The sequence below is a fragment of the Vibrio sp. 2-1-2a genome (genome assembly GCF_032648565.1).
GTDB classification, from domain to species: domain Bacteria; phylum Pseudomonadota; class Gammaproteobacteria; order Enterobacterales; family Vibrionaceae; genus Vibrio; species Vibrio diabolicus.
Map to the genome: position 1 here is coordinate 282,499 of NZ_WBOH01000005.1, position 13,566 is coordinate 296,064.

Consider the following 13,566-nt stretch of genomic DNA (forward strand, 5'->3'; position numbering starts at 1 on the left):
GGCAAAAATACTAGTCTTGTGCGACTTTCACACGAATCTTGCTCTTGTGTACTGAAGACAGGTTTAGTGCCTCCAACGCCGCAACGGCTTCGGCTTCATCCGGCATGATCACAAAACCAAACCCTTTTGATAAACCCGTTTCTTGATCAAGCACGACGGTGCAAAGCTCAACTTTGCCGTAGTTTGAGAACAGAGTACGGATGTCTTGCTCTGTCGTCTCACGAGCTAAGTTTCTTACTAGAAGTTTCATATTAAACCATTTTATGTTTATAACGCCTCAATTCTCTCAGCTTCTCCCTTACAAACCAAGTGAATAATGTTCTTGCGAAGGCTAGATGTATCTAAGTGTTTCTGTTTAAATGATTTTTAGTGACAACGCTCTGAATCCTGCATTACGAAACGATTGGAGTATAAAAACCTAGGAGATTCGACATGGAAACCAAACGTTTAAAGCTCATCCCAGCTTGCTTGGAACGTGCAGAAGAAGCACATCAGGCCGTTGTTCGTAGCCAAAAAACGCTTGAAGTTTACCTGCCATGGGTACCTCACGTGCTCACTTTAGAAGCGATGATTGCAGGGACAGAGAAAGCCATCGCAAACTTTGAAAACTTCGAAGAAGAGTTGCGCTACTACCTAATCGACAAGGAAAGCGATCGTTTACTCGGCGCCATTGGGTTAATGATCCATGATCAAGAGATACCGGCATTTGAGATTGGCTATTGGCTTGATGATCGCGCGGTAGGCTACGGTTATATCTCTGAGGCGGTAGCGGCGATTGAAAACTATGCATTCGAAGCGTTGGACGCGAAAAGAATCGCGATTCTAGCCGATGCGAATAACCGCAAAAGTCGTGCGGTTGCTGAGCGCTGTGGGTATGAGTTTGAAGGTGAGCTACGCAATGCTCGGCGTGCGCCTTCTGGCGAGCTAAGTAACACCGTTATTTACGCCAAAGTTCGTCGTGACTAATACACTCACAAAGAATAAAGCGACGTGAAAATCTGGCCTCAAGCAATCACCATTAACGTTTATTAAGTTCAGATAACACAAAGCCCGCTGTATAAGCGGGCTTTGTGTTCGTAAAAGGAAGTAATTAGTCTAGTTCAACTAGTTTCTTCTCGTACGATTGATGTTGGTCTAATACGTCTTGCGCTGCACCGCCTGTCGCTTTGCTGATAACAACGATAGCAAGCGTAGAGAAGATGATGCCCGGTACGATTTCGTACACATCAAACCAACCGCCAGTTAGCTGCTTCCAAACAACGATAGTGATACCACCAACAAGGATACCTGCTAGTGCGCCGTTACGGTTCATACCGCTCCAGTAAAGGCTAAGTACAACCGCAGGACCAAATGCAGCACCGAAGCCAGCCCAAGCGTAAGAAACAAGACCAAGTACTGAACTATCTGGTGTCATTGCTAGGAATAGCGCAACAAGCGAAATCACGATAACGCCGATACGGCCAATCATTACGATTTCTTCAGAAGACGCTTCTGGCTTGAATACTTGCTTGTAGAAATCTTCTGCAAGCGCTGAAGATGAAACAAGAAGCTGTGAGTCTGCTGTACTCATTACCGCCGCTAGGATTGCTGCTAACAACATACCCGCAACGACAGGGTGGAATACTGCGTTAACCAATAACATGAAGATCTTCTCGCCATCTTCTAGTTGAGTGCCCGGATGACCCGTAACCCAAACCAGACCGACAAGACCAACAAGCATTGCACCAACCATAGATAGTGCAGTCCAAATCACAGCGATACGACGTGCAGTCGTTAGATCTTTGTTTGAACGAGACGCTTTAAAACGCGCTAGGATGTGTGGCTGACCAAAGTAACCAAGACCCCATGCCGCTAAAGAGATGATAGCAATCGCAGACAGTGGTTCGCCTTTGGCGTCATTCCATAGCGTTGCAAGTTCTGGGTTGATGTCATGCAGATCAGAAGTTAGCTGACCTAGACCACCGTCCATGACTGCGACAGGAACAATCATTAGCGCAGCGGCCATTAGCAGACCTTGCACTAAGTCAGTCCAAGATACCGCAAGGAAACCACCGAATAGTGTGTAAGAAACCACACACACCGTACCGATGATAACAGCGTAGGTGTAATCTAGACCGAATACCGTCTCAAACAGTTTGCCCCCTGCGACCAAACCTGAGCTGGTGTAGAAAAGGAAAAATAGAAGAATGAAAAACGCAGAGATTGTCTGGATCAGTTTCGACTTATCGTTGAAGCGACGTGACAGGAACTCTGGCAACGTTAACGCGTCAGTTTGGATACTGTAAGTACGTAGGCGTTTTGCACTGATGAGCCAGTTTGCCCATGTACCAAGAAGTAGACCGCCGGCTAACCAGAAGGCCTCGATACCCGCAGCGTACGCATAGCCAGGCAAGCCTAGCAGCAACCAGCCACTCATGTCTGAAGCACCTGCAGATAATGCAGCAGGCCACGGACCTAGGCTACGGCCACCTAGGAAGTAATCAGATGAATTGGAAGTCCTCTTATACGCGTAAACGCCAATAGCAACCATAATCAGTAAATACGCCACAAAAGTGGACGTGATAGCAAAGCTATTTTCTATCATTAGATAGTCCTCGTTATAATTATTTCCTTCCTTGCCTGCCCTGATATTTTACCGTCTCAGCAATACATCAGAGTATAAGAAACCAATCTGGACCGGCTCTCAGTCCAGTTACTCCAGATTGGTATCACAAGTCAGGTTAGTGAGTTTCGTTCCCCAACTCGAGTAGAGTCGCGTTACCACCCACCGCGGTAATATTTATCGTTCGAGTGCGCTCGGTAATGAAGCGCAACGAGAGATGAGGATCATGAGCCAATTTCGGTGACTCTAAATCCGTTTCAGAAACTAAGCCGACGATTGCACCGTCACGCTTAGCTAGTTGAAGATTGAGCGCATGCTCAACCTGTGAACGCCCAACATAACCCACACTACGTACATCGCTCTCAAGCAACGGGGCAGACGCATCGTACGCAACAACCTGGACTAAGTTAGATGGGAAGTTTGCCAACGCTACAGCTTGCTTAACCAGTTGGTTTAGCTCTGCATTGTCACTGCAAACGACCACGCTGTTGCCTGCAATTAAGGCACAGGTGATCATTGCAAAAGCACTGTATAACGCATTATCAGCAGGCTCGATGTTGTTTTCACAAATCACCAAAGCCACACCGCGTCCTGCGGCATACAGTTCGTTAGTTTCCCCTGTAGGGCCAACTAACTGGTGAGTTTCTGCAAGAAGAGTTGATGCTTGTTGCAAGTGGTAAGAAACCACTTTGGCAACGGTAGACTGCTGCCCTTCTAATGCAGATTTAAATGCCAGAACATGCTCGCATTTGTAATCAAAATCAGTCAGATTCCACTGCTCCCACGCAGAGAATGCATCTTTAAAATAGGTGATCTGATGAACCATAATGCGACTCCTTATGCGTTTTCTGCTTGAGCAAGAAGATGTTGAGTAAAGCGGAATAGGTAGTGTGGACCACCAGCTTTCGGGCCAGTACCCGACAAGCCTTGACCACCAAACGGCTGTACGCCAACCACAGCACCAACTTGGTCTCGGTTGATGTAGCAGTTACCCACTCGAGCGTGTTTCTCAATCCAACGGTACGTGGTTTCGTTACGGCTATGGATACCCATCGTCAAGCCAAAACCCGTCTTGTTGATCTGCGCAACCACGTTCGGTAATTCAGACGCTTTAAAGCGAACAATGTGCAAGATTGGACCAAATTGTTCTTCTTTCAGCACATCGATGCCCGAGATTTCAAACGCACTTGGCGAGACAAAATCACCATGCTGGCACGATTCGTCAAGTTGCAGCTGAGCGACTTTAGTCTGTGTTTTGCTCATTTGCTCAAGGTGAGCAAGGAGTTTTTGTTTTGCGTTGCTGTCGATAACCGGACCAACATCTGTTTTGTGTAGGTAAGGTAAACCAACATGCAGCTCATTCATCGCACCTTGAATCAGGTTGATCATACGGTCTGCTACATCTTCTTGTACAAATAGAACACGAAGGGCAGAACAACGCTGACCGGCAGATGCAAACGCCGAACGAATCACATCACGCACCACCTGCTCTGGCAATGCCGTACTGTCCACGATCATTGCGTTTTGACCACCTGTTTCCGCAATAAACGGAACCGGTTTCGCGCTGCGCTCCGCAAGCGTGACGTTAATGCGTTGCGCAGTTGCCGTTGAACCAGTGAATGCCACACCAGCAATAGCATCATGAGAAGTCAGTGCATGACCAATCTCAGCGCCGCGACCAGTAAGTAACTGAATCACACCAGCAGGGAAGCCCGCATCAAGCATTAGTTCAATAGCGCGAGCGGCAATTAGGCTTGTTTGCTCAGCAGGTTTGGCAACCACAGTGTTACCTGCAATCAGTGCTGCCGTTACCTGACCAAGGAAGATAGCCAGCGGGAAGTTCCAAGGGCTAATACACACAAACACACCAAGACCTTCACGGCTAGAAATGCGTTTCACACCGTCAAAACCTTCTAGCTCAAATGGCTGTAGGTTTTGCGCTTGTTTCGCGTAATAACGACAGAAATCCACTGCTTCACGAACTTCATCAATACTATCGTGAATCGTCTTGCCCGCTTCTTTGTGACAAATCGCCACCAGCTCAGCCAGATTTTCTTCCATTAAGTCAGCAAGCTTTTCTAAACAAGCCGCTTTTTGCTCAACAGGAACGCCTTTCCAATCAGAGAAAGCAGTTTGCGCCGCATCAATTGCAGCGGAAACATGATCAAGTGTTGCAAATGCCACCTTGCCGACTTCAATTCGGCGATCGTACGGTGCGGTGATGATCTCAGCCGCATTTTCCTTGATCATGCTTTCGGCAAAACGCTCACCATTGATCATCGGGCCTGCAACCCACTGATTGTCCATGAAGCTTTCTACTTGCGCTTCAAATGGCTTTGCCTCACTGTCGATATCAATGTTGACGCCGTATGAGTTCTTACGCTCAGGGAAGATGTCGGCAGGTAATGGGATCTTGTCGTTGTGTAGCGTGTCAAACCCCGTCAACACATCAACAGGGTGATGAGTCAACTCGTAAATCGGACAACGCGCATCAACCAGACGGTGTACAAACGAGCTGTTCGCGCCATTTTCAAGCAGACGACGAACCAAGTACGGAAGAAGATCAGCATGGCTACCGACAGGAGCGTAAATACGTACTGGCTGACCATACATTTCCATTACATGGTTATACAGAGAATCACCCATACCATGTAGACGCTGGAACTCGTACTCTTTGTGCTCAGCCATTACAGCGATTGCCGTCACCGTGTGGGCATTGTGGCTTGCAAATTGTGGGTAGATATTACCGCGAACACCTTCGCTAAGTAGGAAACGAGCACAAGCTAGGTACGCAACGTCCGTCGCTTCTTTGCGAGTGTATACCGGGTAATTAGCGTAACCCGCTTGTTGAGACCACTTGATTTCGCTGTCCCAGTACGCGCCTTTAACCAAACGCAGCGGAATAAGGTCACCCTGCTCTTTTGCGAGTGCGTTTAGCCACACCAAGACTGGTAGAGCACGTTTTGAATAGGCTTGAATAACCAAACCAAACTTGCCCCAACCTTTCACAAGATCGCTACGGTACACTTTCTCAAATAGCTTCAGAGAAAGCTCAAGACGATCCGCTTCTTCTGCATCGATTGTGATTGCAACGTCGACTTCAATTGCACGTTTCAATAGCTGCATTAGTGAGTCATACAACTCTGTCATTACACGTTCTTCATTTGCGACTTCGTAGCGCGGGTGTAATGCAGAAAGCTTGATGGAAATCGAAGGCGCAGGACTGGTGTCATTGCCGTAAGTCTCTCGACCTACCGCTTCGATCGCCATTAGGTAATCTTTGAAGTACTTGTTCGCGTCCGCTGTAGTTAACGCCGCCTCACCTAACATATCAAATGAGTAGGTGAAACCTTTGTCGCGCATTGGGCGACCGTTCTTTTGCGCTTCTTCGATCGTACGACCACGAACAAACTGATGACCCATGATCTTCATTGCCTGATACATGGCTTTACGAATCACAGGCTCAGAGAATTTATTTACCAGACGGTTTACAGCCTGACCTGGGCTCTGGGTGCCTTGCTCACCAAGGCCAACCACTTTACCTGTTAGCATAAGTCCCCATGTTGATGCGTTAACAAACACAGAGTCAGAGTTTTTCAGGTGAGATTTCCAGTCTGCGACGCTCAACTTATCTTTAATCAAAGAATCTGCTGTCGCGGCATCTGGGGTGCGCATTAATGCTTCTGCAAGACACATCAGCAAGATACCTTCTTGAGTATCTAAGCTGTATTCCAACAATAGAGCATCAATCATCTGGATTGACTTCTTATCGGCACGAATGGCTTCGATAAGTTGGGTCGTTTGGGTAGTGATCGCCGATTTTTCATCCTCTGTCGGCGTCGCTAGTGGCAATAGTTGCTCTAGCCATTGAGACTCGTCCACCATATACAATGGCGAGATCAGTGACCACAACTTATCAAGCGGCTGCCCGATAAATTCCGGTGTCAACACGTTCGTAGCTGTAAACATGTGTGTTCCTCAATCTCACTCCTCGAAAACCGCTTCGAGGATTATCAATGGCTGGCAGTGTATTTTGAGGCCGATAAGAATACTTGTCAAAAACTACGACATTTTTGCCAAAAACTCGCTTTTATAACAAAACATCCACATAGTCACATTCAAATAGGTAATATTTTGTATTGTAAATTTTAATTTTTTCATTGCATTCACAACAAAATGTCAGGAATATCAATAAGATTTTTGTGAAGCGCTCGTTCTAAGAGAAAATGTAGGATCAAGTGGCATATCAGTCACACCAAAGGACAGAGAATTTAACAAAACGAGAGATAGGTCACGTGAATAAAACACAAAAAACCATGCATATTGCATGGTTTTATTCTAATTGCTGCTAATTTGACCTAAAAATACGCGTTGTTATCCAACTTGTTTTTTATAGCGGGATGGCGATATTCCCTGTAAGCGAGTAAAAGTATGAGTAAACGTACTCTGGCTTGAGAAACCAGTGAATTCCGCAATTTGCCCTAAAGAAAGGTGGCCTTGCTCGATTAATTCACGAGCCATGTCGATACGCTTTCCGAGAACATATTGATGAGGTGTAATCCCCATCTGCTCCTTAAACAAGCAATGGAACTGACTTTCCCCAAGAAACACTCGTCCCGCTAACTGAGCCACACTGATCTTATGGCTAAGGTGCTGCTCGATGTAGCGATCAATCGCCTCCAAATCAAAGCGTGACTCTTTTCGGCTAGTCTCAAATGCAGAGATATGGCGCTGCATCAATGCAATCACGGTGTCATTACACGCGCGACTAAGCAGCAGATCATCAGGATGGTTACGCATTTCCTGGACCAACATCTGTATCAGCTTCTGAATTTGACCGTCTAACTGAAAGTAGACATGGTCTCTTTCTAGATTATTGATTTTCTGCAGCATTTCAGGATCATCATTTGTCGGTTTTGGCATATTCAGCACCAAAATATCCGATTGATTAATGACGCCACCGAAAGCATGATCAGAGCATGCGGTTACCACACAACCTTGGCCAGGACCGACAAGATTACCTCGTCCACGCACTTCAAATTCGGCTTGTCCTTTTAAACCAATCACGATCTGTGTGTAAGAATGATCATGGCAGTCCATATAAGACGGAAGTGTGATCAGTTCTGCTGGCTTAGGCAGCATAATCTCTTGATATGGCGGGGCTTTGGGGTTATCTGAATCACTCATTTTAAACAGTCGTCTTTACACGGTCAGCTTACGTCTTGGCATCATATACCTTCCTTGTTGGGTTGCAACTTTTCCCCAACTCAATCGCACAAGATCAAAACAGCATGATCAAGTTGGTTTACATGATCATAGTTCCGGAACGATGATCATGCGAGGTTAACTTACGGTCAATGAGCAACCAATTTTATTAACAAAAACGGATAGATAGAAGCACCTTACGTATACATAACCAATAGATATAAAGATCCTTGTTACCGAACAATCCGTTATTTGGTAGAACACTGCGGTTCAAAATAGATAAATCGCCTCATAAACAGATCAAAGCCACCTCTTGAAATCAACATAGAGGGATTTCCCCCCTTACTAATATGCTTCTGATTCAATACATTAGTCCTCGAGCTTTAAGATGCATACGATCTAAAGCTCTCGGTATCTCATTGATACCTCTAACTTACTTAGCAGACCCTCGCTAGGTAATTTAGAACCTCTTCTACACGTCGACAAGATTATATCTTGTGTTGCCAGCCCGTCTTCAGGCTGGCTTTTTTTTCGCTTCTCAACAATGAAAACAATGGCATAAGCTGATATTATAGCTTTCGTCTCACTGTCCCTCTCACATGACTTAGGCGCCGTTCTCCCTCTCGAGGAGTGATATGAACGCCAACTAAATTACAACTGAGTTGTAGGAAGCATGATCAAGGACGATACGAGTTGTAAGCCGAACATCAGGCGGACATCCGTGAGCGCACATATCTGTAATGAAACAGACCATTTTCCCAATTAAATTCTTCGTTCAATTTCGTTGTTGTTTATCACTGTGTGACGAAAATATCGAACACCATGAACTTAATTGGATTGAGCGCCAATCAACGAACGTGTTCTAGCAACATGACTGCCTACTTGGCAATGTCAATATTAACAACGCAACACGGACGTCTCTGTATTGGTAAAAGCAGTATGTAGTGAGTCCTTTTGTGAATATTTCAGTCGATACCATAGAACAATCCCTCCTTAAACAGCTACCAGGTTGTTGGGGATGCAAAGATAAAGATTCGGTATTCCGCTACGTAAACCAGGAATACGCAGAACTGTTGGGACACACGTCGCCCGAGGAGTGCGTCGGTAAAACTGATTTTGAGATGGCGAGCCCAACCACTGAATGTGCACAAGAATTTCAACGCCAAGATAAACACGTCATCGAAACTGGTGAGTCACTCAAAATTCTTGATATCCACCCTTATCCAGATGGCCGCTGGCGAGCCCATATCTTTACTAAAACACCGTGGCGAGATGACAATGGTAACATCGTAGGGACCATTTTCTACGGAAGAGAACTCACCGACACCGCCGTGATTGAAGTGGGGTATTGGGTTTGTCGTGCAATCAGCACCAACCCTAATCAGCAATCCATCTTTCGTTTCTCTGATTTACAACCAAAACCTGAGAAGCTCACATGTCGCGAGCAAGAAACGCTTTTCCTCTTGCTCTACGGCAAGAAGCCACAATTCATCTCTCAGGTCATGGGTATATCAACAAAAACCGTTGAAGGTCACGTCGCACGCTTACGTAATAAGTTTGCAGCGAACAGCAAGAACGAACTAATAGATAAAGCAATGGAAGCTGGCTACGGCTCTGTTGTACCCAAAACGCTGCTTAAGCATCAATTATCGGTAGTGTTGAATGGAGAACGATAATTCGCGCCACTTTCCACCTACAAAAACACCGCCCAAGTGGCGGTGTTTGTTTATTCATGAGGCAAGAGAGTTTATGGCGCTAGACGGTCAATGTCCCAACTTCCATCATGTTGGGAGAAAAGAAAGCGGTCATGAAGACGATGTTCACCACCCTGCCAAAACTCGATGCTCTGTGGTTTTACGCGAAAGCCACCCCAGAAGGTTGGAACCGGTATTTCACCCTTAGCAAATTTCTGTTTTAGCTCTAAAAACTTACCTTCTAATACGCCTCGAGCAGAAATACGGCTACTTTGCTTGCTCGCGATTGCGGCTAATTGGCTCTCTTTTGGACGAGAAGTAAAGTATTTCATATTTTCTACGGCGGTGAGCTTTTCCGCCACACCAGTAATATGAACCTGGCGCTCTAACGGATGCCAAGGGAAGTGCAAACTAATATTGCTGTTATGCTCAAGCTGCTGGGCCTTACGACTGCCTAGGTTGGTGTAAAATACGAAGCCATTTTTGTCGACGTTTTTCAATAGAACAATGCGTTGAAACGGCATGCCATTTTCATCAACCGTTGCAACTGTCATCGCAGTCGGGTCCGTTAACCCCGCTTCAACTGCTTGCTCTAGCCACAGATTAAATTGATCAATAGGATCAGCTTTCAAATCTTTACGACGTAGCCCACCTTTGGTGTACTCACGACGAATATCAGCAAGTTCCATCTTTACTCCTTCACTCGTTTTTGTCGATTGTGCTCCCGATACTGAGGAAATACAAGGACATCATTGTGCTTGTTATCGTTGCCGCTCACAGCATCACAGTGTGTCATTTGATACCATGACACAAAAAACCAGTGAGCTGATCGTGAACTTACTCAACCCTAAAGCCCTACGCCATTTTCTATTGCTACTGTGTGCCGTTGGCATTTCAGGGCTTGCGCTTACTCATCATTACGCAACTCAATACCAACATGATCAGTGGCAACAAAAGCTAGAGAGACAAGCAGCGCAAGTGTCGCAAGAAGTCGACTACGAGCTGGCAAAGTTTGAACAGATACCAAACCTATTAAGTCACGATCCGAGATTACTCAAAGCAGTAGAACGCGGAGCGCCCTCTCACGAGCTCAACCTATTGTTAGCAGATTGGTTGAAACAAAGTTTGGCCGATACGATTTACGTTCATGACCGCACAGGGTTGGTCATTGCCTCAAGTAACTTTCAGCAAGAAGATACGTTTGTTGGTTCCAGCTTTAGCTATCGTCCCTATTTTAAAAATGCGCGACGCGGTGAACCTGCTCAATATGTCGGGTTAGGCGTTCGTTCAAATAAACGTGGGTACTTCTTCTCATCTCCGCTTTGGGTAAATGATGAGGTCGTTGGCGTGATCACGGTAAAAGTGAATTTGGAGCAGTTGGAACAGCGTCTTTCGCAAACCACGACGGACGTACTCATCACGGATAAACACAATGTCGTGTTTATGAGCAATTTGCCTAACTGGCGCTATCGTGCACTTTTCCCGCTGTCACCGAGTGCGATAAACGAGCTTACCGAAACGCGTCAGTATGGCGATACCTTACCAGAGTATTTTGGTGAGCTTACCGCGCAAACTGGCGTCAGCGAGTTTGCTGATAATCAATTGCTCCTCTCACCCAATTACCTCGCATACGCGACACATGTATTGGATAAAGGATTTCGCGTCGTTGCCTTGATAAACCACAACACCGTCCTTGCCGCCGTTTTACAGGCTGATATCGTCTTCCTGATTCTATATGCGCTCATTGCGCTGATTGCGTTGGCGTGGTTCCAAACACTCGTGAACAAGGCACGCCTAGCCGACCTTAATGTGAGCCTAGAAGAAAAAGTGGTGCAACGGACACTAGTGCTGAGTGAAGCCAACCAAAAGCTACAACAGACCATCCGCCAATATGAGCAAAGCCAACAAGAGCTTAAACAAACACAACAAGAACTGACTCAAGCCGCGAAATTGGCACTGTTGGGCGAGCTGTCTGCCAGTATTAATCATGAGATAAATCAGCCACTTTCCGCACTAAGAACCTATACCGAAAACTCGCAGCGTTTGTTGGCAATGGAAAAATACCCAATGGTCGCCGACAATTTGGGCAAAATGCTGACACTCAATGACACCATTTCGGAAGTGATCGCTCGCTTAAAAGTCTTCACTCGGAAAGCCACGCACGATTCACACAATGAAATCGCGGTACTGCACGACGCAGTGCATACTGCCACCAGCATTTTGAGCAACAAACTCATTAAACAAGGGGTGACATTAAAAGTCCCAGCCATCGATTATAATGTGAAGCTAGCAATTCACAGCGTTGAGTTAGAGCAAGTTCTGATCAATCTCTTCCACAACGCTGCACAAGCGATGGAAAACTACTGCATTGATCCGCAAATATCTATTGCCGTTCAGTGTCATGATGACAACTGTGACATTCTTGTTTCCGACAACGGGCCCGGCATGTCGGACGAAGCCCTAGCAAAAGTCTTTGACCCGTTTTTTACGACTAAGCCTGAGGGCTTAGGATTAGGTTTGACCATCTCCAAACGCATTTTAGAAAGCTATCACGGCTCACTCAGTGCTTATAAACATCAGAACACGGAACAACAAGCAGGAGGCATGACCTTTATCGTGACGCTGCCAATCGCTATCCAAAACCAACGCAACCCAGAAGTGGAAAACAACCATGAATAATCCCGTTTTCTTTGTTGATGATGAACCACATATTCGTGATGCCGTCGCTCAAGCACTGCTTATTGAAGGGATAGACGTCACCTGCTTACCAAACGCCGTGGAAGCCTTACGCGTTATCGACCCAAATACGCCAGCGATCATCATCACCGATATCCATATGCCCGTGATGGATGGATTGGAGTTCATGCGAACCTTGCGAAGTAAAAACGATCACTTCCAATTTATCGTGCTCACAGGACACGGTGATGTCAAAACCGCGGTAGATGCGATGAAAAGCGGCGCGTACGACTTTCTCGAAAAGCCTTTTTCAACGGAACAACTTATGAAGTCGCTCAATAATGCTGGTGATAAGTTGAATCTATTGCAGGAAAACATCTGGCTTAAGAAAGAGCTCGACATGCAAACTCACGTTGGCCCGAAAATGATTGGTCACAGTAAAGCCATGGTGAGCATTCGTCGCGCTTTGATCTGCGCACCAACGAACCAGCCGATCATTTTTGTTGGTCAAGATGGCACAGGTCGCCGGCTCGCCGCGCAATTTGCCCACGACATACATGCAACGCCAGACAGCGAGTTAATCGCCGCTTCTGGTGAGGATCTCTATGAGCTTTCATTAGAAGCCCTCGATAAAGCCATACATCGCTTGATTGAAGGAAAAAGCCATTGCAGCTTGTACTTACATAGTGCTGAGCATGTCTCATATGAACAATGGCAATGCTTGTTTAACCACCCGAAACTTGAGCGTGTTTTTGGTGCGACAACCCAAGTTGATCCGTCTATCAAAGCCCTGGCTACTCTAATTCACTTGCCGACACTCGATGAAAGAAAGGAAGATATAGGGCCTTTATATAAGCACTTTGTACGCCACGCAGCGAGCCGTTATCAGCTTCAACCGCCACACATTAGCTTAGAAGAAGTCAAACATCTGACCGATTTAGAATGGCCAGAAAATATTAAGCAGTTGCGCCAATTTGCAGAACTTCGCGCGCTCAAGCCAGATACCTTCCGAATGGAAGATTGGAACAGTGAAAAAAGTATCGAAATTCAGAGTATGACTCAGCGCACAGAATACTTTGAATATTGCTTATTATTCGATGCACTACAAAGACACCGAGGCAGACTCAAAGAGGTTCAACTAGAATTACAGGTATCACGCAAAACCTTGTACGACAAACTAAAAAAACATCAGTTGGATAAAACCAAGTTCAAGGCGCAATAGCCATACTCTGACGATATCTTCACTTTTCTTTTGCTGGAGAAGCATTGAAAACGCTCATTCGGAGAGAGAATGGTCTTCGTCTCATATTTTTATTCGCCGAGCATACTGACATGATCGGTTAATAATAATAAGATCAAAAAGATAATCAGCATTTATATAAGCAGGGA

Annotated in this window: 10 protein-coding genes; 4 read left to right on the forward strand and 6 right to left on the reverse strand. The window is 45.9% G+C overall.

The window, feature by feature from the left end:
* Positions 1-10: 10 nt before the first annotated feature.
* The gene (locus F7Y48_RS15650; protein ID WP_005392166.1) at positions 11-250 is read right to left on the reverse strand and encodes an RNA recognition motif domain-containing protein; all 240 of its coding nucleotides are present in this window, start codon (positions 248-250) and stop codon (positions 11-13) included.
* A gap of 182 nt (positions 251-432) precedes the next feature.
* Between F7Y48_RS15650 and F7Y48_RS15655 the strand changes: the two genes are divergently transcribed.
* Positions 433-966, forward strand: a complete 534-nt coding sequence (locus F7Y48_RS15655; RefSeq protein ID WP_006740879.1) for a GNAT family N-acetyltransferase — start codon at positions 433-435, stop codon at positions 964-966.
* 124 nt (positions 967-1,090) lie between these two features.
* Here the strand turns inward: F7Y48_RS15655 and putP are convergent, their stop codons facing one another.
* The 4 genes from putP to F7Y48_RS15675 all read right to left on the reverse strand — a co-directional run bounded on the left by putP (position 1,091) and on the right by F7Y48_RS15675 (position 7,789).
* On the reverse strand, positions 1,091-2,584 hold the full coding sequence (putP, locus tag F7Y48_RS15660; RefSeq protein WP_005392162.1) for a sodium/proline symporter PutP: 1,494 nt from the start codon (positions 2,582-2,584) through the stop codon (positions 1,091-1,093).
* Positions 2,585-2,720: 136 nt separating this feature from the next.
* Positions 2,721-3,428 (reverse strand): 1-pyrroline-5-carboxylate dehydrogenase, encoded by a 708-nt coding sequence (locus F7Y48_RS15665; protein WP_006740880.1) that lies wholly within the window; start codon positions 3,426-3,428, stop codon positions 2,721-2,723.
* A gap of 11 nt (positions 3,429-3,439) precedes the next feature.
* A complete protein-coding gene (gene putA / locus F7Y48_RS15670; protein ID WP_316685014.1) occupies positions 3,440-6,571 on the reverse strand; it encodes a bifunctional proline dehydrogenase/L-glutamate gamma-semialdehyde dehydrogenase PutA in 3,132 nt (1,043 codons plus the stop codon).
* Positions 6,572-6,976: 405 nt separating this feature from the next.
* Entirely contained in the window at positions 6,977-7,789 is an 813-nt protein-coding gene (locus F7Y48_RS15675) for an AraC family transcriptional regulator (RefSeq protein WP_006740882.1), read from the reverse strand.
* Positions 7,790-8,763: 974 nt separating this feature from the next.
* On the opposite strand from F7Y48_RS15675, the gene F7Y48_RS15680 reads away from it, so the two are divergent.
* Entirely contained in the window at positions 8,764-9,483 is a 720-nt protein-coding gene (locus tag F7Y48_RS15680; RefSeq protein WP_005392144.1) for a PAS domain-containing protein, read from the forward strand.
* Between the two features lie 71 nt (positions 9,484-9,554).
* Here F7Y48_RS15680 and pdxH read toward each other — a convergent pair whose 3' ends face one another.
* A complete protein-coding gene (pdxH, locus tag F7Y48_RS15685; protein WP_005392142.1) occupies positions 9,555-10,190 on the reverse strand; it encodes a pyridoxamine 5'-phosphate oxidase in 636 nt (211 codons plus the stop codon).
* Between the two features lie 115 nt (positions 10,191-10,305).
* Between pdxH and F7Y48_RS15690 the strand changes: the two genes are divergently transcribed.
* A complete protein-coding gene (locus F7Y48_RS15690) occupies positions 10,306-12,180 on the forward strand; it encodes an ATP-binding protein (RefSeq protein WP_316685054.1) in 1,875 nt (624 codons plus the stop codon).
* Complete coding sequence (locus F7Y48_RS15695) at positions 12,173-13,399, forward strand: sigma-54-dependent transcriptional regulator (RefSeq protein ID WP_316685015.1); 1,227 nt, start codon at positions 12,173-12,175, stop codon at positions 13,397-13,399. The genes F7Y48_RS15690 and F7Y48_RS15695 overlap by 8 nt, the downstream gene beginning before the upstream one ends.
* Positions 13,400-13,566 lie beyond the last annotated feature (167 nt).

What these genes read in the sequence shown, in the direction of transcription:
- F7Y48_RS15650 (WP_005392166.1), bottom strand. Translation starts at nt 250, where the DNA reads ATGAAACTTCTAGTAAGAAACTTAGCTCGTGAGACGACAGAGCAAGAC.
- F7Y48_RS15655 (WP_006740879.1), top strand. Translation starts at nt 433, where the DNA reads ATGGAAACCAAACGTTTAAAGCTCATCCCAGCTTGCTTGGAACGTGCA.
- putP (WP_005392162.1), bottom strand. Translation starts at nt 2,584, where the DNA reads ATGATAGAAAATAGCTTTGCTATCACGTCCACTTTTGTGGCGTATTTA.
- F7Y48_RS15665 (WP_006740880.1), bottom strand. Translation starts at nt 3,428, where the DNA reads ATGGTTCATCAGATCACCTATTTTAAAGATGCATTCTCTGCGTGGGAG.
- putA (WP_316685014.1), bottom strand. Translation starts at nt 6,571, where the DNA reads ATGTTTACAGCTACGAACGTGTTGACACCGGAATTTATCGGGCAGCCG.
- F7Y48_RS15675 (WP_006740882.1), bottom strand. Translation starts at nt 7,789, where the DNA reads ATGAGTGATTCAGATAACCCCAAAGCCCCGCCATATCAAGAGATTATG.
- pdxH (WP_005392142.1), bottom strand. Translation starts at nt 10,190, where the DNA reads ATGGAACTTGCTGATATTCGTCGTGAGTACACCAAAGGTGGGCTACGT.
- F7Y48_RS15690 (WP_316685054.1), top strand. Translation starts at nt 10,306, where the DNA reads ATGACACAAAAAACCAGTGAGCTGATCGTGAACTTACTCAACCCTAAA.
- F7Y48_RS15695 (WP_316685015.1), top strand. Translation starts at nt 12,173, where the DNA reads ATGAATAATCCCGTTTTCTTTGTTGATGATGAACCACATATTCGTGAT.